General features: G+C 70.2%; 16 protein-coding genes and 3 pseudogenes. 16 read left to right on the forward strand and 3 right to left on the reverse strand.

Annotation, left to right across the window (positions count from 1 at the left end; genetic code table 11):
- Window positions 1-24: 24 nt before the first annotated feature.
- Entirely contained in the window at window positions 25-1473 is a 1449-nt protein-coding gene (locus FF36_RS19275; protein ID WP_242419363.1) for a cytochrome P450, read from the reverse strand.
- 254 nt (window positions 1474-1727) lie between these two features.
- On the opposite strand from FF36_RS19275, the gene FF36_RS19280 reads away from it, so the two are divergent.
- The 3 genes and pseudogenes from FF36_RS19280 to FF36_RS19285 form a co-directional block, all read left to right on the forward strand.
- On the forward strand, window positions 1728-2576 hold an 849-nt coding region (locus tag FF36_RS19280; protein ID WP_242419364.1), incomplete at its 3' end, for a porin PorA family protein.
- Between the two features lies 1 nt (window position 2577).
- Window positions 2578-2939, forward strand: a pseudogene (locus FF36_RS40940) (hypothetical protein); the annotation flags it as partial.
- A 41-nt stretch (window positions 2940-2980) separates the two neighbouring features.
- Window positions 2981-3850, forward strand: coding sequence for an enoyl-CoA hydratase/isomerase family protein (locus FF36_RS19285; protein ID WP_242422633.1), 870 nt, complete (start codon window positions 2981-2983; stop codon window positions 3848-3850).
- Window positions 3851-3940: 90 nt separating this feature from the next.
- Here FF36_RS19285 and FF36_RS19290 read toward each other — a convergent pair whose 3' ends face one another.
- Complete coding sequence (locus tag FF36_RS19290; protein ID WP_044886514.1) at window positions 3941-4975, reverse strand: TIGR03617 family F420-dependent LLM class oxidoreductase; 1035 nt, start codon at window positions 4973-4975, stop codon at window positions 3941-3943.
- Between the two features lie 155 nt (window positions 4976-5130).
- Here FF36_RS19290 and FF36_RS19295 point away from each other — a divergent pair, with 155 nt between their 5' ends.
- From FF36_RS19295 to FF36_RS19305, 4 genes and pseudogenes are all read left to right on the forward strand, one after another.
- The gene (locus tag FF36_RS19295) at window positions 5131-6321 is read left to right on the forward strand and encodes a TetR/AcrR family transcriptional regulator (RefSeq protein ID WP_044886515.1); all 1191 of its coding nucleotides are present in this window, start codon (window positions 5131-5133) and stop codon (window positions 6319-6321) included.
- Window positions 6322-6548: 227 nt separating this feature from the next.
- Window positions 6549-6872 (forward strand): annotated as a pseudogene (locus FF36_RS36405) (helix-turn-helix transcriptional regulator); the annotation flags it as partial.
- A 21-nt stretch (window positions 6873-6893) separates the two neighbouring features.
- Complete coding sequence (locus FF36_RS40430; RefSeq protein WP_339325616.1) at window positions 6894-7706, forward strand: LuxR C-terminal-related transcriptional regulator; 813 nt, start codon at window positions 6894-6896, stop codon at window positions 7704-7706.
- Window positions 7703-8911, forward strand: coding sequence for a helix-turn-helix transcriptional regulator (locus FF36_RS19305; protein WP_044886517.1), 1209 nt, complete (start codon window positions 7703-7705; stop codon window positions 8909-8911). Before FF36_RS40430 ends, FF36_RS19305 begins: the two co-directional genes overlap by 4 nt.
- A gap of 90 nt (window positions 8912-9001) precedes the next feature.
- Here the strand turns inward: FF36_RS19305 and FF36_RS19310 are convergent, their stop codons facing one another.
- Entirely contained in the window at window positions 9002-10219 is a 1218-nt protein-coding gene (locus FF36_RS19310) for an acyl-CoA dehydrogenase family protein (RefSeq protein WP_044886518.1), read from the reverse strand.
- Between the two features lie 399 nt (window positions 10220-10618).
- Here FF36_RS19310 and FF36_RS19315 point away from each other — a divergent pair, with 399 nt between their 5' ends.
- The 9 genes and pseudogenes from FF36_RS19315 to FF36_RS19350 all read left to right on the forward strand — a co-directional run bounded on the left by FF36_RS19315 (window position 10619) and on the right by FF36_RS19350 (window position 19948).
- On the forward strand, window positions 10619-11122 hold the full coding sequence (locus FF36_RS19315; protein WP_044886519.1) for a ketosteroid isomerase-related protein: 504 nt from the start codon (window positions 10619-10621) through the stop codon (window positions 11120-11122).
- Window positions 11123-11156: 34 nt separating this feature from the next.
- On the forward strand, window positions 11157-11657 hold the full coding sequence (locus FF36_RS19320) for a ketosteroid isomerase-related protein (protein WP_044886520.1): 501 nt from the start codon (window positions 11157-11159) through the stop codon (window positions 11655-11657).
- A gap of 45 nt (window positions 11658-11702) precedes the next feature.
- A complete protein-coding gene (locus FF36_RS19325) occupies window positions 11703-13331 on the forward strand; it encodes an AMP-binding protein (protein ID WP_044886521.1) in 1629 nt (542 codons plus the stop codon).
- Window positions 13328-13897 carry a flavin reductase family protein gene (locus FF36_RS19330; RefSeq protein WP_082122049.1) on the forward strand — a complete coding sequence of 190 codons (570 nt, stop codon included), beginning with the start codon at window positions 13328-13330 and terminating at the stop codon, window positions 13895-13897. Before FF36_RS19325 ends, FF36_RS19330 begins: the two co-directional genes overlap by 4 nt.
- Before the next feature lie 31 nt (window positions 13898-13928).
- The gene (locus FF36_RS19335; RefSeq protein ID WP_044886522.1) at window positions 13929-15443 is read left to right on the forward strand and encodes an aldehyde dehydrogenase family protein; all 1515 of its coding nucleotides are present in this window, start codon (window positions 13929-13931) and stop codon (window positions 15441-15443) included.
- A gap of 103 nt (window positions 15444-15546) precedes the next feature.
- A partial coding sequence (locus FF36_RS38420; RefSeq protein WP_277912952.1) for a 3-hydroxyacyl-CoA dehydrogenase NAD-binding domain-containing protein occupies window positions 15547-15889 on the forward strand: 343 nt, incomplete at its 3' end.
- A gap of 1 nt (window position 15890) precedes the next feature.
- Window positions 15891-16607: pseudogene (locus FF36_RS38425) on the forward strand (3-hydroxyacyl-CoA dehydrogenase family protein); the annotation flags it as partial.
- Window positions 16608-16992: 385 nt separating this feature from the next.
- Complete coding sequence (locus tag FF36_RS19345; protein WP_236706190.1) at window positions 16993-18156, forward strand: acyl-CoA dehydrogenase family protein; 1164 nt, start codon at window positions 16993-16995, stop codon at window positions 18154-18156.
- A 124-nt stretch (window positions 18157-18280) separates the two neighbouring features.
- On the forward strand, window positions 18281-19948 hold the full coding sequence (locus tag FF36_RS19350; protein ID WP_082122051.1) for an acyl-CoA carboxylase subunit beta: 1668 nt from the start codon (window positions 18281-18283) through the stop codon (window positions 19946-19948).
- The last annotated feature ends 3 nt before the right edge of the window (window positions 19949-19951 follow it).

Raw genomic sequence — 19951 nt, forward strand, 5'->3', positions numbered from 1 at the left:
GCGGCCTGGTTCGCGCACCGCCGACTACTGCGTGACGGGGGTGAACTCCACATCGAGGCGCTCGGGCCCTCGGGTGAACATGCCCGCGTCGACGGGCTCCTTGCCGTCGGCGAAGCGGATGTCCGGCATGGCCTGAAGTAGCTGGTTGATGGCGGTCTCCGCCTCCCGTTTCGCGAGCAGCGAGCCGACACAGAAGTGACGACCAAGAGCGAACGCTATGTGGTCGGCTGAACCGACGAAGGCTTGGTTCATGTTGACGTCTTCGCGGAAGATGTCAAACTTGTCCGGGTCGTTGAAACGGCGCTCGTCGCGGTTGGCGGCGCCGTTGACGCACGCGACCACGCTTCCCTTCGGGATCACCGTGCCGGAGACGTCGATGTCCTCGGTTGCGGTGCGGAGAATGATCTGGACCGGAGGGTGATAGCGGAGCGTCTCCACCAGGGCCTGGGTGGCCAGGGCTGGGTTGGCCCGAACGGCCGCCAACTGCTCAGGGTGCTGAATCAGGTACTTGAGGGTACTGGCGATCGCCTTGTCGGTGGTCTCGCCGCCGGCGATGAGCAGCAGGCCGATGAGGGCCTTGATCTGCTCGTCGGAGAACTGCTCGCCCTCGATCTCGGCCTGCGTCAGGCGCGAGATCAGATCCGTGCCGGGATTCTTTCGCCGCTCGGCGATGATCGGCAGAATGTAGGCGGGATAATCCCGTTGCGTACGCATGCCCCACGCGTGGACTTCCGGGTCGTTGGTGAGATTGGCGAGAAAGGCCATCAGCGACGAGTACCAGTCGTGGAACTTGGGAAGGTCCTCGTGAGGCAGGTCGAGCATCTTCACGATCACATTGATCGGAAACCACTTCGTGAAGTTCTCGATCAGGTCGGTCCGGCCGGAGTGACGGAACTCGTCGATCATCTCCCTGGCCAGCTCGTCCACCTGGGGCAGCAGTTCCTGCAGATAGTTTCCGCGCAGGGCGGGAGTGACCAGGTGGCGGTTGACGGCATGTTCCCGACCGCTCATCTGAATCAGGGTCTTGCCGATCACCGGCTCCATCTGGAACGCGTAGTTCTCATTGGAGAACGCGACCGAGTCCTTGTAGATCCTGGCTACGTCGTTGTAGCGGGCGACGAAGTAGTAGCCGCTCGCCTCGTCATGTAAAACCGGGTAGTGGTCGCGCATGATCTTGTAGTACTTGTGCGGATCCTGCGCGAACTCCGCGGACAGAACATCGGGCTTCTCTGGGGGGTTCGTGGGCACAGTTTCTCCACTTTCATCTCGATGCCGGGATTCGCGGTGGCCTGTCGGCGAGTGATCGTCGCACCTGGCCGAGAGGTGTGTCACAGGTAAAAACACCTGATCCGACACCTGTCTTGGCTGGGCCGGTGCCTCCCGCCCCTGGCCGGCGACCCGACCCGCCGTCACGCGGTAGGAACTCCGGTGGTGCCCGACCAGAAGTGGCAGGGCGGCCTCGGCCGTTTGCATGTCGACATCCCCCGGACGAAGGTCGGACAGCCTTCGCTCGGGGGATGTCGATAACCTGTCCGCCCGGCATCCTCGGGAGGCGACGCGGTGGGGTGATCTCGCCCCGCGTCGGGAGACGCCCGGTGCCAGGCGAACGTGCTGCCGCGGAGCCGTAACCCGACTGCCGCCATGACCTTCGAGGCGTCCCGGCGTTCCGTGATCCGGTGCAGGACACGGCGCGTGACTGTGACGCCGGCCGGCCTGAGGAGGCTGCTGTGCCCTTTCGACGTTGGTCCATTGCCTGGGCGGTGGTGGGGATCCTGGTGGTGGTAGCGGCGGTGATCCTGCGGTTCGTCCTCGTTCCGATCGCCACCCGACTGCCTGGCGACACCGATCTGACCGTTCATTACCAGGGCACCGCGAACCTGCTCGACAGCAAGGCCTTACAGGCCGGAAAGGCGAGTTCCGCATTACGCTCGCACCTGCCCATCACGGTGGACCGCCGGGTGCAGGTGCTGTCCACCGCCGGGGACACCGCCGTGGTCAGCGACGCGCTCACCGTGCACGCCCCCGGTCAGGATCTACCCAGCAGCTACCGCTACGCCGTCGACAGGTCGACGCTGAAGGGTGTGACGCCACCCGCCGGGAGCAAGACCGAGCCCGCGACGGGCGCGTTGACCTCGGCCTTTCCGCTTCACCCCAAGAGTGACAGCTCGTACACCTACTATGACCCGGCCACCCGGACCATCGTCCCGATGACCTACGCCGGGCATGACACCCGCGGTGGCCGGTCCGTCAACGTCTACCGGATCTCGCCCTCGGGCGCGGTCCGCAATCCCGACCTGCTCGCCTCCCTGCCGCCGGCCCTGCCCAAGAGCCTCGTCGTCGGTCTGGCGCCCCTGCTGCCCGCCGGCGTCCGTGCGGCCCTGACCCCGGCGACGGTCGCCGCGCTGCCCGACCCGATCCCGCTGACCTACACCGGCAGGTCCGCCATCGTCGCCTACGTGGATCGCCAGACCGGCGTCGCGATCGACGAGACCATCTCCCAGCAGGTCATCGTCAACGTGACGGTCGGCGGCAGGACCGTGAGCCTGCTGCCCGTCGTCGCCCTCGACTTCCACATCNCCCCCGCCAGCATCGCCGATCTCGCCGACAAGGCGAAGTCCGCGGGACTCCTGCTGATCCTCGTCGGCCTCGTGGCGCCGCTCGTCCTGCTGGTGCTCGGCGTGGCGCTGATCGTGCTGGCCATGCTGCGTGAGCGACGTGTGCTGCGTGCACTCCTGGGTGTCCTGCTGCGCAGGCAGGGGCCGGGCGGCCCGGCGCGCGGCGGCGCGGGGTCGGCGGACGGCGTGCGACCGGCGGACGGCACCGGGTCGGCGGGCGGCGGTGAGCCGGTGGGCGGCGGTGAGCCGGTGGCCAACATCGGCGACGACGGTTCCGGTGACGCCCGGCGCCCCACGCCGCAGTCCGCACGATCTCTCGACTGATCCGCACAGCGGGCCCCCCGACGTCCCGGCGAAAGGAACTCATGGGAACGACGCAGATGGAGACGCTTAACGTTCGACGGCCGCGGACCGGGGTCGCCCTGGTGACCTTGGAACGCCCCGAACGGCTCAACGCGTTGAATCGGCCGATGCTTCGTGAGCTCCGGGAAGTCGCCGAGGAGCTGGCCACCGACGCGTCGGTGCGGGCCGTCGTCCTCACCGGAGCCGGTCGCGGCTTCTGTTCCGGGTATGACCTCGACGGCGCGGCCGAGTTCGCGACTCTCGGCCCGACGGGCGGGCTGGCGCTGCAGGACATGGCCAACCGGACGCTGCACGCCCTGCACACGCTGCCCCAGCCGCTGATCGCCGCCGTCGGCGGCCCGGCCATCGGCGGCGGCGTCAGCCTCGCCCTGGTCGCCGACATCCGCATCGCGGCCGTCGACGCGCTGTTCCAGGTCGCGTTCGTCCGGATCGGCATGTCGGGCGGCGATCTGGGTGCCTCCTGGCTGCTGCCGCGGATCGTCGGGCGAGGACTCGCCGCCGAGCTGATGTACACGGCGCGACCGGTCGGCGCCGAGGAGGCGGTGCGCATCGGCCTGGCCAACCGGGCCGTGCCCACCGCCTCGCTGCTCGACACCGCGCTCGACCTCGCGGGCCAGATCGCCGTCCACCCCCCGCTGGGTGTGCAGCTGTCCAAGCGTGCGTTGCAGGCCAGCACGGACTCGCCGTCACTGTGGTCGGCCCTGGAGACGGAGGCCCGCGGTCAGGCGCTGCTGATGGGGCATCCGGACACGGCGCAGGCGATCGCCGCCCTGCGGGAGAGCCTGGCCGCAGGCCGTGCGTCGAACGGCCGTGCGTCGCAGGACCGTGCGTCGCAGGACCGTGCGTCGCAGGACCGTGCGTCGCAGGGCTGAGTTCCGGGGGACATGAGCGAGGGGGCCGGATCGGCGTCGATCCGGCCCCCTGCCCTGCCCTGCCCGGCCGGGCAGGGCGAACCTGGCGGGTCAGCTCGCTCGCAGCTGGGACACGAGGTCGTAGCGCACCTCGTCGGCCAGGTCGTAGGGCAGATACAGGGTGAAGCGGTCGATCAGCCCGGTGAAACGGCGGCGGATCTCCCGGGCGACCGAGGCCGGTTCACCCACCGTGGCGAAGGTGTGGAGCACGGTGTCGTCGACGAGCGCGGTCATGGCGGCCCAGTCCTTGCGCCGGGACAGCAGGTGGAGCTCCGTGTGCAGATCACCCCAGCCGTGCAGTTCGAGGACGCCGCGGTAGGCGGGCGTCGCGCCGTAGAAGGCGATGCGCTCACGGACCGCCCGCACCGCCTTCTCGACGTCCTCGTCATCGGTCCCGGTTGCCACCAGGCCGGGGTAGGACAGCGTGAACCGTTCGCGGGTCTTTCCGTTCGCGTCGAGCACGGAGGCGAGCTGGGGGAGCGTGACCTCCCGCAGGTAGCGCTCGCTGGTGAAGGAGTGCACCAGCATGCCGTCGGCGACCTCGGCCGCGACCGACGTCATCTTCGGCCCGACCGCGGCGATCAGCACTGGCGGTGGCCCGAACGGGTTGGGCCCAGGATTGAACATCGGCGTCATCAGGGTGTTCCGGTAGATCTCACCGTGGAAATCGAGTGGCTCGTCGTCGTGCCAGCTCCGCCAGATTGCGCGGAGGGCCAGCACGAACTCCCGCATCCGTTCGGCGGGTGCGGACCAGGGCATGTCGAAACGCCGTTCGATGTGCGGCCGGATCTGCGAACCGAGGCCCAGAGCGAAGCGGCCGGCGCTGAAGGTCTGCAGGTCGTTGGCGACGGTGGCGGTCGTCATCGGGTTGCGGGCGAACGCCACGGCGATGGCCGTCCCGATGTGCAGCCGGGGTGAACGGTCCGCGGCCAGCAGCAGGGGGAGGAACGGGTCCCGGTTGATCTCGGTGCTCCACACGCCGTCGTAGCCGATGTGATCGGCGTGCGCGACCTGCGCCGTGAGATCGGCGATGTCCGCGCCGCGGGTGCCGTCGGTGGATCCGCCGATATGGCCGTCGACCAGCACGTGCCGACTCCTTCTGATCGTGGCAGATGTGGTTCCCGACCTGTCGGGACGGGCCGGGGAACGGGCGAAGTAAATCAGGGGTAACCTTGCGAGGTCAACAGATCCGACTGTTCCCCGATGGGAGGCGGTAGGCCCGTGACCGGCGGAAGTACCTGGTGAGCGCGCGGGTCGGCCGGGCGCCGATCACGCGGACCCCACGGCCGCGCGACCGTCGAGCGCAGATCCTGGCGGCGGCCAGCGACCTGTTCTATCGCTTCGGTTATCACAACGTCGGCACCGAGGACATCGCCAAGGCGGTCGGCATCACTCCCGGTGCGCTCTACCGCCATGTCCGCAGCAAGGAGGAGCTCCTGGCCAGCGCGCTGTCGGACAGTTTCGAGCGGGCCACGATCGTCATCGATCGTCAGCTGCCCGGCGGCTTCGCCGCCGTGGTCGGGGACCTGGCCGAGACCGCCGCGCACCGGCGCGAGCTCGGGGTGCTGTGGACGCGGGAGACCCGGCATCTGCACGCCGAGTACCGCACGCCGATGCTGGAACGGTTCTTCGCGTTCCTGGGAAACCTGACCGCCGCGCTGCGGGAGGCCCGCGGCGAGCTGAGCCGCGACGACGCGCAGCTGTTGTCGTGGTGCCTGCTCGCCGTGCTCACCAGCGCCTCCTACCACCGGGTCGCCGCCTCCCCGGAGGTGACGACCACGCTGCTGCGCGACATGGCCCTGCGGGTGTGCGAGGCGCGGATCGATGGCTGCGGGGTTCACGAGGAGCCGGTCGCGGGCCGCGGGGAGACCGGACTGCCGCCCCGGGCGCGCCGGGAGGCGCTGCTGGCCGTCGCGGCCCGGTTGTTCGGGGACCGTGGCTACCAGTCGGTGACGATGGAGGAGGTCGGCGCGGAGGTCGGAATGACCGGCACCGGCGTCTACCGGCACTTCGCCACCAAGGGCGACCTGCTGAGCGCGATCGTCGCGCGCGCCACCGAGTCGTTGCAGCTGGGTCTGTCCCGGGCCCTGTCCGCGGCCACGACCCCGGCGGCCGGCCTGGACAACGTGGTGGCTGCCTACATCGACTTCGCGATGGCGCACACCGACCTCGTGAACGTCCTGCTCGCCGAGGTGATGAACGTGCCGCAGCCGTACCGCCACCGCATCCGGCGGGCCGAGCACGACTACGTCGCCGAGTGGGTCTGCCTGCTGGCGGCGACACATCCGGAGCTGGACCGCACCACGGTTCTCTTTCGGGTCCACGCGGTTCTCACCGTCATCAACGACGTCGCGCGCACCCCGCACCTGCGTGGGCAGCCGGGCCTGGTGGACAAGGTGCGGCTGGTCGCAGCCGCTGTCCTGCACGGCTGACGCCGGACCGCCCCGACCGGGGCGACGAAGTTCGCTCCGGTCTTGACGGAGTGAACTGGGTCACTTATGGTCCGACAAGTAAATCCCGTGACACACGCCGACGGTTCTGTCGGCCTTCGCGTCGGCGGCCCGGTGGGACGCCGTGGCGCCTGCGGTGGTCGCGGGCGGCAGCTCTCGGAGCGGGAGGGTGCACAGCCTTGATAGCGCCGGGCTCTTCGATCGTGTCGATGCAGGTGGAGGTTCGGGATCGACAACGGGAACTGGTCTCGGCGCTGCGCGCGGTGGCGGGGGCATCGGTGCCCGCCTGCGCCGATGGTCCGGCGGCGGCTCTGGTGGCCCGGCTCGATCGGCTCGCGGCCGAGTCCGCCGACGCCGAGCTGCGTGCCGCCCTCGGCGCGGGCCGCTTCGACCGGATCGGCGATCTGTTCGCCGAGCTCGGCGCGGTGCGGTCGGAGTTGTGCGCGTGGGCGGTGGAAGGGCCGTTCCAGGCGCTGACCCGGATCCGTGACCAGCTCGCTCTGCTGCGCCGGGAGACGAGCTCCGGGCGGATCNCCCGGGCCGCCCCCGCCGCGCTGTGCGCGGCCGGCGGCTTCGACCGGGCGATGATCTCCAGCCTGCGTGGTTCGACCTGGCTGCCGGTCGCGCTGCACGTCGAGACGAAAGTCGACGGCCCCGCCAACGAGGCCCTGCGCCGTTTCCTCACGGACGCGGAAATACCGCTGGCGTCGTCGATGCCCGAGACCGAGCTGGTCCGCCGGCGGGCGCCCGCGTTGATCCGGCAGGCTCAGTCGGACGGTCGCGTCTTCCGGCCACTGATCGAGATCTCCGGGACGCGGGAGTACGTCGCCGCGCCGATCGTCGCGGGCGGCTGCGTCCTCGGTTTCCTGCATGCCGACACCTACGCCTCGGGTCGCCGCCTGACCGACGCCGACCGGGATCACCTCCAGACGTTCGCGGACGGTCTCGGACTCATCCTCGAACGAACGGTCCTGCTGGAACGCTCGAGGCTGCAGCACGATCGGATCGCGGACGCGCTCAGGGCCGTCCGCGCCACGAGCGAGGTGCTCGGTACCGCGCCGGTCCAACTGGCACGCACGATCACGCAGCGCCGCGCGGTGGTGGCCGGGCGGTCCTCGCCCTCGCCGTCAGCCATGATCGCCGCGGCACCCCCGCTCCCCGACGGTCTCACTCCGCGGGAGCGTGAGGTGCTCCGCCTCCTGGCCGCGGGCGCGACCAACGCCCAGATCGCCAACGCCCTCACAGTGTCCGAGACGACGGTGAAGTCCCACGTGAAGCACATCCTGCGCAAACTGCGCGCCTCGAACCGAGCCGAGGCGATCGCCCGCTATCTGTACCTCGCCCGCACCGCGGACCGAGCATTATGACGGTGCCGGCCGGCGAGCGCCGGCACAGCATGTTTCCGATACCCGCCGGCGACCGGGGCTGGCGGCGGCGCGAACGCGAACTCGGCGATCGGGTGGCCTTCCTGCACGGCGAGGTCCGTGACGCTCTCGGTATCGAACCGTCGCGCGGCACCGTCCTCACCTCCTCGGCGTCGTGGACCGAGGTTGTCTCGGACCTTGCCCAGCTCTGCGTCGACCGGCTGCGCGCGATGGCCGGGCACGCCGACGAGACCGGCCTGCGGACCTGCCTGCTCCTGCTGGACCTGCACGAACTCGCCTTCGACCTCGGCCGGCACGAACGAGACCGGCGCACGCGTCGACTGGCCGCCTGCTCCGAGGGACTTGCGCGCATGCGGGTGCTGCCGCACTCGACGGATCTGCTGGACCACGCGTGCGAGGAACTGGTCCGGCGCTGCGGATTCGGCCGGGCGGTGCTGTCCCGGGTCGACGACGGCGTCTGGCGGCCGTGGATGGCGTACTTCAGCAACGGCGACGAGTTCGAGTCGTGGTTCACGGGCTGGGTCGACCAGCCGATTCGGCTCGAGGGGCGCACCCCCGAGACGAGGCTGCTCACCGAGTGCCGGCCCGTCGCCGTCTACGACACGGCGAACGCCGTCGTACACCGGTCGATCATCGTGGACTCGGGTCGCTCGGACTCCTACGTCGTCGCCCCGTTGATGCACGGCACCTCGGTGGTGGGATTCCTCCACGCGGACCACCATCCGGCTTCGCGGCGCGTGGACGACTTCGACCGGGACGTCCTCTGGGCCTTCGCGGAGGGTTTCAGCCACCTGTACGAGCGGATCGTTCTGGCCGAGCGCCTTCGAACCCAGCGCGACCAGGCTCGGGAGATCCTGTCGTCGGCGGTCGAATCGGTGAGTGACTTCTGCGACGCGAGCATCGACTTCTCGCCGCACGCGGCCGTCGGAGCCATGCCGCGGACTCCCGTTGCGCCCCATCCGTTCGCCACCGGGCATCCTGGTGGGGAGCTCACCGCGCGCGAGTCGGAGGTCCTCGAGCTGATGGTGGCGGGAGCGACGAACGGTGCCATCGCCGAGACGCTGGTCATCTCCGAGGACACCGTGAAATCACATGTGAAACACATACTGCGCAAGCTCGGTGCGGCGAACCGGTCGCAGGCGATCGCGCGGTCGCTGGGAATCGCCGTGCACGGCGACGGTGTCTGAGGTCGCCGATATCTCTGGAGGTCGCCGGTCAGCGTGGCCGTCCCGGGGCGGCCGGGCGCTGCTCGCCGCCCCGGCCGCACCCGGCGTTGCTCACGGTGCGCCGAGCAGCCCCAGTTCGGCACGTCCGAGCAGGTCGTAGGCCTGGTCGGTGGTGAGCGGATGGAAGGGGCCGCCGCGGGCGTCACGGTAGAGGCGTTCGAGCACGTGTCCCCGCCGGAAGGAGGACCCGCCAACCAGCCGGAGGGCGGCGTCCGTCACCCTGATCGCGGTCTCCGTCGCGGTGACCTTGGTGACGTCGATGAACCCCGTGCGCGCGATCGGATCCCATTCGGCGTCGCGGCCCTCGATGAGGATCCGGCCGGTGGTTTCCAACGCCCGCGCCGCGGTCTCCACGTCCACCAGCATCCGGCCGAGTCCGTACTGGACGAAGCCGATCCCCTTCAGTGCGACGTCCTTGCCCTCCATCGTCGCGCCGAGGCTCTTCTTCTTCAGGATCTCCCGCGTCTCGGTGTAGGCCTTCTCCGCCAGGCCCAGGTACACGGCCGCGAAGCTCATCGACGCCCACTCGAACTCGCCGAACAGGCCGTTGCGGAAGTTCCCGCCGTAGGAGTCGGCGGGTGCCGGCACGTCGTCGAAGACGACCGTGTGGGTGCCGGTCGCCCGCATCCCCATGGTGTCCCAGGTCTCGACGATGCTGATCCCGGGGCTGTCCATCGGCAGCACGAAGACGGCCTCCCGGGCCGCGTGCTCGGTGAAGTCCTCGGGTAGCTGCCCGTTCTCGTCCGTGATCGTCGCATTGAAGGCGACGATGTCGGCTCCCAGGCAGAGGGTGGCCCATGTCTTCTTGCCGTGGATCCGCCAGCCGCCGTTCCCGTCGGGAATCGCCTTCGTGTCGGCGAGGCCGCTCAGACCGGCCCGGTCCTCACTGAACGGTCCGCAGATGATCTTTCGTTCCCGAACGACCTCGGTGAAGACGCGCTCCCTGGTGGCCTCGTCGAGCAGACCGCGGAAGATACCGATCATCGTCTGGTGCATGTTGAACGCCAGCGCGATCGCCGGGTCGCCCTTCGCGAGCTCCCTGGAGACGAGCGCGGTGGTGGCGATGTCGGCGCCGAGGCCGCCGTACTTCTTGGGCACCGCGATCCCGGGCAGGCCGCTGTCCTTGTAGAGCGGCACGAGTTCGGTGGGAAAGCGGTTCTCCGCGTCGGCGGACGGACCGGCCACCGCGAACTCCTTCGCCAGCGCACGGGCCGCCTCGAGCACCTCGGCCCGTTCGGCTGGCGTTATCTCCACATCGTGTTTTCCCATGCCGCAGCTCACTCCTCGTTGTTGATGACCGCGTACTGGCGAACACCGCGTACTGGCGAACGTAGACCGGATATGCGCGTGTTGAAATCTCCCCTCGGGAGAGCTTCTGCCCTTCGATGGGGTGACACGTCGCCGGGGTTCGGCGGCCCGCCGGACGCCGGCCCCACACTGTCCCTGTCCCGTTCTGCGGGGCCCTTGCCCAGTTCCGCGCGGTCCTTGTCCCGCTCCGGCGATCGCCGGAGCGCGCCCCGGCCGTTCGGGGCTCACCCGAAGGGGCAAGGTGTTTAACCCCGGGGGATGACGCGTCCGGTCTCGTCCGGCCCTACCGTTGGGCCATCCCCGCCGGCCGTCCGCCGGCCATCGGCGGTCTTTTCCCATCGGCGCAAAGGAGCGTGGCAGATGTCGTCCTACCGGTTCGCCGTGTTATGGCTGAAGGCGTTTCGTGAAAGCGCGGAGAAGGTCTGCGCCCTGTACGCCGACGACTTCCTCTTCGAGGATCTGATCCTGGACCAGTCGATCACCGACAAGGAGGATCTGCACCGAGTCTTCGCGCCGTACGCGAACAAGGATCTGAACAACGGCATCGGGATCAACCTGTTCCGGATCGACGAGTACATCGGTGATGCCCGCAGCGGGATCATCCGCTGGACCTGGGAGCCCGCGGGCTCGGCCGCCTTCCTCGGCGTCCCCACGGGCGGGAAGACGTTCAGCACGTCCGGTCAGACCTTCCACATCTACGACGCCGACGGCCGCATCAAGCGTGAGTCGACCTACTGGGACGCCGTCTCACCGCTGCACACGCTGGGCCTGCCGGTGTCGATCCACGGTGGCGTCGCCGCCCCGGTCCCCGCGTCCGCCCCGGTCCCCGCGTCCGCCCCGGTCCCCGCGTCCGCCGCGGTCTGAGGCCCCCGAGACCCGAAGCGAAGGGAACACGTCGATGAGCAAGGCCACCGACCACGCGCAGCGCTGGGCGCAGGTACTCACCACGGACACCGATGCCGCCGTGGCCCTGTACGCGGACGAGGTGCTGTACGACGACCGCCGATCGGTCGACCACGTCTATGACACGGCCACCGACAAGGCCGAGCTGCGGGAACGCCTCGCCCCGTATGCGAACGGCGACGCCGGCAACGGCGTCGGGATCCATCGCTTCGAGGTCCTTGAGGCCATCGAGACCACCGGGGGCAACGGGGCGCCCGCCGTCACGATCCTCTGGCGTTGGACCGGTGAACACCTCGCGGGCTTTCGGGGAGTGCCGACCGGCGGCCGGACGCTGTCCACCCGCGGCCAGACCTGGCACCAGTTCGATGCCGACGGCCGGATCGACCGTGAGCTGACCAACTGGAACGACACCCCGGTACTCCAGGAGCTCGGCCTGCCGGTGCTCACCCCGCACTACTGGGACGCCGACTTCGACCCCGCCTCGCTTCTGGGGTGAAGCACCGGTCGGTGGACGGCAGTTCGATCTGGAGGTCAAGCAGTCATGTGGGGCACCCTGCCAGAGGTGTTCGATCGGGTGTGTCTGTACTACGCGGACTCGACGGCGATCATCGACGATGATCGTCGGCTCACCTACCGGCAGATGCAGAGCTGGGCCAACCGAGTGGCGAACGGACTCGGGGCGCTGGGGGTGGAGAAGGGCGACCGGGTAGGCCTGCTGCTGCCCAACAACCTGGAGTTCATACCGACCCAGCACGGCATCTGGAAGGCCGGGGCGGTGCTGGTGCAGATGCCGACGCGGTCCGCGGTCGGTGGCCATCGCACCATCCTGGGGCAGGCCGGCGCCACCACCCTCATCTATCACGCCCAGTTCGACGCGGTCGTCGCCGAGCTGCTCAACGGTCTGCCCGCCGTCAAGCGGGTCATCCGTCTGGCCGGCGGCCACGGGGCCGCTGCCGCCGCCGCTGTCAGTGCCGCCGCTGTCAGTGCCGCCGCGGGGCCGACGACGGTCCTCGACGCCCTGGACGTTCTCGACTACCGGACGTTCTTCGACTCGCAACCGGATTCGCCGCCGTCGGTGTCCCTGGCCGAGGACGACGACGCGTACGTGCTGTTCACCTCCGGGAGCACGGGCGAGCCGAAAGGGGTGGTCAATTCCCACTTCACCTGGGCGCACTACAGCATCACGGCGGGACTCGAGATCGCCGACATCCGGCCGGGTGAGATCTTCGCGCACGGGGCTCCCCTCACCCACTTCACGCAGATCTTCGTGATGCCGACGTTCCTGCGTGGCGGGGTGAACGTGATGCTGCCGGGCCTCGACGTCGACGTTCTCCTCAGGACGATCGAGAAGGAGCGGGTGACCGCCACGGCCGTGGTCCCCACGATCGTCTACCTCCTGCTCGACCATCCCGGCCGGACGTCGTTCGACCTCTCCTCGCTGAACACGATGGTCTATGCGGGCTCCCCGATCGCCCCGGAACGCCTCCGTGAGGCACTCGACGCCTTTGGTCCGATCTTCGTCCAGACCTACGCCGGGACCGAGCCGGGCTACGTGTCGTGTCTGCGCAAGGAGGACCACCGGGTGGACACCGAGCAGGGTGTCCGACGGCTGGCGTCGGCCGGGCGACCGATCCCGTACGTGAAGGTCACCATCCAGGACGAGAGGGACCGGCCGCTCCTGGTCGGCGAACCGGGAGAGATCTGCTCGCGGCAGCTCGGGCAGATGCTGACCTACGTCGACCCCACCCGCAACGCCGAGGCGTTACGGGACGGCTGGGTGCACACCGGCGACATCGGTTTCCTGGACTCCGACGGTTTCCTCTACATCGTCGATCGCAAGAAGGACATGGTGGTCAGCGGCGGATTCAACGTCTTCCCACGTCAGGTCGAGGACGTGCTGTTGACCCACCCGGCGGTGGCCCAGGCCGCGGTGGTCGGCGTACCGCATGAGAAATGGGGCGAGGCCGTGCTCGCGGTCGTGGTCGCCAAGCCGTCCGAGACGGTGCGGGAAGGCGATCTGATCGCGTACGTCAAACGCGAGCTGGGAAGCGTGCCGGCGCCGAAGTCGATCGTGTTCTGCGACAGCCTCCCGGTGAACCCCGCGGGCAAGGTCGACAAGAAGGCGATTCGCGCGCCGTACTGGGCCGGACGCAGCCGGGAGATCGGATGACTGCGCAGCGCGCCGCCGACCGGGCCGACCGGGCCGACCGGACCGACCGGGCCGGACCGGGGCCGCGGCCCGAGCCGCCGGCGACGCTCGTCGACGCGGCCACCTTCCGCGAGGTCCTGTCGCATTTCGCCACCGGTGTCGTCATCGTGACGGCGCTGGCCGGGGACCGACCGGTGGGCCTGACCTGCCAGTCGTTCACCGCCCTGTCCCTCGATCCGCCGATGATCCTGTTCTGTCCCGCTCGGACGTCCACGTCCTGGCCGGTGCTGGCGGGCTGCGGGCGGTTGTGCGTCAACATCCTCAGCGCCGACCAGCACGAGATCAGCAATGGCTTCGCGCGCAGCGGCGCGGACAAGTTCGCCGGCGTCGCGTGGACGCCGCTGTCGAACGGCGCACCCGCGCTGGAGCGCGCCGCCGCGCACATCGGCGTGCGCATCGCCGAGGTCTACGACGGCGGCGACCATCACATCGTTACCTGCCACGTGGAATCCCTGCGAGCCGGCGAGGGCGGCGCTCCGCTGCTGTACTACCGCAGCGAGTACCGCCACCTCCGGCATCAGGACTGACATCCCACCGCCTTTCGAGAAGGAGGAGAACGTGTCCGCACCGCATTACCCGTTATTCATCGGCGGGGAATGGCTCGATTCCACCGAGCGGTACGAGATCAGAAGCCCCGCGACGGACGAACTCGTGGCGACCGTCGCGAAGGGCGGGGCCGAGCACGTCGACCGTGCGGTCGACGCGGCCAGGGCCGCGCACGAGGCGGGCGTGTGGCGGCACACCGCGCCGCAGGAGCGCTCGGCGTTGCTGCACGCGGTCGCCGGTCGTCTCGAGCAGCGCCTGCCCGAGCTTGCGGCCCTGCAGAGCCGGGAGAACGGCGCGACGATCCGCGTCACCGGTGCCCTGCATCTCGGCCTGTCGATCGGTCAGCTCCATTACCTCGCCGATCTCGCGAAGTCCTACGAGTTCGAGAAGGCCGGACCCGAGATCGGTCCGATTCCGGCCGCGGGAGTACTGCGCCGGGAGCCGCTGGGCGTGGTGGCCGCGATCGTGCCCTGGAACATCCCCCTTCTCGTGATCATCTGGAAGGTCGCCCCGGCGCTCGCCGCCGGGAACACCGTCGTGCTCAAGCCCGACGAGCACGCGCCGCTGCTGGCCCTCGAACTCGCCAGGGAGTTCGAGGCGGCCGGTCTGCCTCCGGGGGTGCTCAACGTCGTCACGGGTGACGGCGATCCGGTCGGCGCCCACCTCAGCGGCCATCCCGACGTCCGCAAGGTGGCCTTCACCGGCTCGACCGAGGTCGGCAAGGCGATCCTGGGCGCGTCCGCCGACACGGTGAAGCGGGTGACGCTGGAGCTGGGTGGCAAGGGGCCGAACATCATCCTCGAGGACGCGGACCTGCCGCTGGCCGTCGACGGGGCGCTGTTCGCGGCCCTGGCCAACAACGGGCAGGCCTGCGAGGCGGGCACCAGGCTGCTCGTTCCGGGCGTGCTGAAGGACGAGGTCGTCTCCCGGCTGGTGGAGCGGGCGAAGACCCTCAAGCTCGGTGATCCGCTGGATCCGGCGACCGACGTCGGCCCGGTGATCAGCGCCGGACAGCGGGACCGGATCCTGGGCTACCTGGAGTCGGCCCGCGCCGACGGCGCCACCATCGCCCTGGGCGGTGGCGCCCCACAGGGGCCGGGGTTCGAGACGGGGAACTGGGTCGAACCCACCGTCGTCACCGATGTCACGAACGATGCCCGGATCGCCCGCGAAGAGGTCTTCGGCCCGGTTCTCACCGTGCTGACGTACGACTCCGTCGACGAGGCGGTCGCCATCGCCAACGACACCGACTACGGACTTTCGGCCGGCGTGTGGGGCCGGGATGAGCAACGCGCTCTGGCCGTGGCCCGCCGGCTCGACGCCGGCATGGTGTACGTCAACGACTGGCACGTCATCCACCCGGCCTACCCGTTCGGCGGATTCAAGCAGAGCGGACTGGGACGCGAGGGCGGCCCCGACGCGCTCGACGCCTACACCGAGCAGAAGTTCATCTCGCTCGCCCGCTCCGGCGGGCTGGCGGACCGGGCGGCCTTCGCCCTGGTGCTGGGAACGCCGCCGACCCGCTGACCCTCGGCAGACCTGCTGGCCCTCGGCAGACCTGCTGACCCTCGGTAGACCTGCTGACCCTCGGCAGACCTGCTGACCCTCGACAGACAGGGACGGATCAACGATGGAGCACGTCAGCACCGCCGGCGTCGTCGATCCGACGACCGTTCCGGTCGTGCGCAACCAGATCCGGTCGTTCCTCGACCTGCGACACGTCCGGGCCGGCGGCAGCCGCCCGCCCGGGTTCGACCGGTTCCAGGCCACCAGGCTCGGTGTTCTCGGGGCCGGGATGATGGGCGCGGGCATCGCCTACGTGGCCGCGCAGGCCGGCATCGAGGTGGTGCTCAAGGACATCAGCCTCGCCGCGGCGCGGCGGGGCAAGGCCCACGCCGAGCGGCTGGAGGCGAAGGCGCTGGCCCGGGGCCGCACCTCGCCGGGGGCGTCGGCGGCGTTGCTCGACCGGATCCNCCCGACCGCCGACCCCGCCGACTTCGCCGGGGTGGACGTCGTCGTCGAGGCCGTCTTCGAAAGCGTCGAGCTGAAGCACAAGGTCTTCGGGGAGATCGAGGAGATCGTCGACCCGGCCGCGGTGCTCGGTTCGAACACCTCGACGCTGCCCATCGCCCTGCTGGCCGAGGGGGTCCGGCGGTCCGAGGACTTCCTCGGCCTCCACTTCTTCTCTCCGGTCGACCGGATGCCACTCGTCGAGATCATCCGGGGCCGGAGCACGTCGGACGCCACGCTCGCGAAGGCGTTCGACGTCGTCCGGCAGCTCGGCAAGACGCCGATCGTCGTGAACGACGGCCGCGGGTTCTTCACGAGCCGCGTCATCATCGCCTTCCTCAACGAGGCGATCGCGGCGGTCGGGGACGGCATCGACCCGGCCGCTGTCGAGGCGGCGGCGTTGCGGGCCGGCTACCCGGCCGGACCGCTCGCGCTTCTCGACGAGCTGACGCTGACCCTGCCGCGAAAGATCCGGCAGGAGGCGCAGGCGGCGGCGGAGGCCGTCGGTGATGTCTGGCGGGGCCATCCCGCGGACGCGGTCGTCGACCGGATGATCGACGAGTTCGGCCGGCCGGGGCGGTCCGGCGGCGCCGGCTTCTACGAGTACGACGACACCGGCCGGCGCGGCGGCCTGTGGCCGGGCCTGCGGGCGGCGTTCGGCACGCCGGGCCGCGGCAGCTCNCCCGCCGACCCCGCCGACCCCGCCGACCCCGCCGACCTTGCCGACCGGCTGCTGTTCGCCGAGTCGATCGAGGCCGTTCACGCGATGGACGAGGGCGTCGTCGGGTCGGTGCCCGACGCGAACGTGGGCTCGTTGCTCGGCATCGGCTTCCCACCCTGGACGGGCGGGGTGTTCCAGTACATCAACCAGTACGCCGACGAGCACGGCAGGGGCCCGGCGGGCTTCGTGGCCCGGGCCCGCGAGCTGGCCGACCGCTACGGCGCCCGCTTCGCTCCGCCCGGCTCGCTGGTGAGCCGGGCGGTCACCGGCTCGCTGTATGCGTAGCGGCGCGGCCCGGATCCGGTTCGACAGACGATCAATCGCTGGGAGGCGTTGTGGACTTCGGTGAGCGTTGTGGACTTCGGTGAGGACGCGGAGCTCGCGGCTCTGCGGGAGACGGTCGCCGCGATCGCGAAGCCGTTCGGCGGTGCCTACTACACCGAGCGGTCGCACGCGCGCAGGCCGACCAGCGAGGTGTGGGCGGCGCTCGCGCAGGCCGGTTTCCTCGGGGTGAACCTCCCCGAGGCCTACGGCGGCGGTGGCGGCGGCATCGTGGAGCTCGCGGCGGTCTGCGAGGAGACCGCCGCGGCGGGCTGCCCGCTGCTGCTCCTGGTGGTCTCCGCCGCGATCTCCGGCGAGGTCATCTCCCGTTTCGGCAGCGCGGAGCAGAAGCTGCGGTGGCTGCCCGGCCTCGCCGACGGCAGCCACAAGGTGGTGTTCGCGATCACCGAGCCGGGCGCCGGGTCGAACACCCACCGGCTGGCGACGAAGGCGGTCCGCGACGGCGACGACTGGGTGCTGACCGGGCAGAAGTACTACATCTCCGGCTTCGACGAGGCCGCGGCCGTCCTCGTCGTCGCCCGGACCGGCGTGGACGAGGCCACCGGGCGGGCGCGGCTGTCGCTGTTCGTCGTGCCGACCGACACGCCGGGCCTGGTCGCCCACCCGCTGCCGGTCGCCGCACAGATGCCCGAACAGCAGTTCACGCTGTTCTTCGACGACGTCCGGGTGCCGGCGGACGCGCTGATCGGCGTCGAGGGCGACGGCTTCCGGCAGGTGTTCCACGGCCTGAACCCCGAACGGATCACCGGCGCCGCGATCTGCGTCGGCATCGCCCGGTACGCGCTGGGAAAGGCCGCCGACTACGCGCGTCACCGGCAGGTGTGGGACGTCCCGATCGGCGCCCATCAGGGCGTCTCCCACCCGCTGGCGAAGGCGAGGATCGAGACGTCGCTCGCCGCGCTGATGACGCAGAAGGCCGCGTGGTCGCATGACCACGGACTGCCCGCCGGGGAGCCGTCGAACATGGCGAAGTACGCCGCCGCGGAGGCCGCCCTCGCGGCGGTGGACCAGGCGATCCAGACCCACGGCGGCAACGGGATGGCCGTCGAGTACGGCCTGGTGCCGCTGTGGGGGATGGTGCGCACGCTGCGGATCGCCCCGGTCAACCGGGAGATGATCCTCAACTACGTCGCGCAGCACACCCTCGGCCTTCCCCGGTCCTATTGAGGAGCTCCGGCCCCAACGAGGAGTTCCGGCCCCAACGAGGAGTTCCGGCCCCAACGAGGAGCTCCGGCCCCAACGAGGAGCTCCGGCCCCAACGAGGAGTTCCGGCCCCACTGAGGAGACAGCGATGACGTATTCCGCCACGAGATGGGCGCCCGCGCCGGGCGGGCCGGCGGCGCGGGCGCGGGCGGCCGAGGGCACCGTCCTGCGGTCCCGCCTGGACACCGCCTCCGAGTTGTATTGCACGAACCGTGCCGCCCAGCTCGCGAACCTCGCGCAGCTCGAAGAGCAGCTCGAGATCGCGCGGGCCGGCGGCGGCGAGCACTACCGCGACCGTCACCGCCGACGCGGCCGGTTGCTGGTGCGCGAACGCGTCGAGCTGCTGCTCGACCGGGACTCGGCGTTCCTCGAACTGTCCCCGCTCGCGGCCTGGGGAACGGAGTTCGCTGTCGGCGCGAGCGTCGTCACCGGCATCGGGGTGGTGTCCGGGGTCGAGGTCGTCGTCATCGGGCACGACCCGACGGTCCGCGGCGGCACGATGAACCCGTACTCGCTGCGCAAGACGCTGCGTGCCCTCGACATCGCCAGGCGCAACCGGCTGCCGGTCGTGAACCTCGTCGAGTCCGGCGGTGCCGACCTGCCCAACCAGTCCGACCTGTTCGTCCAGGCCGGGAAGATCTTCCACGACCTGTCCGCCCTGTCGGCCGACGGCATCCCCACCATCGCCCTGGTCTTCGGCAACTCCACCGCGGGCGGGGCGTACGTGCCGGGCATGTGCGACCACGCGGTGCTGGTGGACCGGCAGGCGAAGGTGTTCCTCGGCGGGCCACCGCTGGTCAAGATGGCGACCGGCGAGGAGTCCGACGACGAGGATCTCGGCGGCGCGGCGATGCACGCGCGGGTCTCCGGAGTCGCGGACTACTTCGCGGTCGACGAGCCCGACGCGATCCGAATCGGCCGGCGGATCCTGTCCGAGATCAACTGGCGTAAGCGCGGACCCGGGCCGAGCCTGCCCGCCGACCCGCCCGTGTACGACGCCGACGAGCTGCTGGGGATCGCGCCGGCGGACATCCGGGTGCCGTTCGACCCGCGCGAGGTGCTCGCCCGGGTCGTCGACGGCTCGCGGTTCGGTGAGTACAAGCCCGACTACGGCACCAGCCTGGTCACCGGCTGGGCATCGATCCACGGCTTTCCGGTCGGGGTCCTCGCCAACGCCAACGGCGTGCTGTTCAGCGCGGAGGCGAAGAAGGGCGCCGAGTTCATCCAGCTCGCCAACCAGGTGGACACGCCGCTGATCTTCCTGCAGAACACCACGGGCTTCATGGTGGGTGCGGCCTACGAGCAGGGCGGCATCATCAAGGACGGCGCCAAGATGATCAACGCGGTGACGAACAGCGCCGTGCCGCACCTGACCGTCAACATGGCGGCGTCGTTCGGCGCGGGCAACTACGGCATGTCGGGGCGCGCCTACGACCCACGGCTGATGTTCGCCTGGGTGGGCGCCAAGCTCGCCGTCATGGGCGCCGCCCAGCTCGCCGGGGTGCTGTCGATCGTGGGCCGGGCCGCCGCCGAGGCCGCCGGCCGACCGTTCGACACCGCGGCCGACGACCAGCGCCGCGGGGAGATCGAACGCCAGATCGGCGAGGAGTCGCATGCCTTCTTCCTGAGCGGAAAGCTCTACGACGACGGCGTCCTCGACCCGCGCGACACCCGCACCGTGCTCGGCATCGCCCTGTCCGCCGCGCACTCGGGCCCGATCGAGGGACGCCGTGGCTACGGCGTCTTCCGGATGTGAGCC

Source organism: Frankia torreyi (genome assembly GCF_000948395.1).
GTDB lineage: Bacteria > Actinomycetota > Actinomycetes > Frankiales > Frankiaceae > Frankia > Frankia torreyi.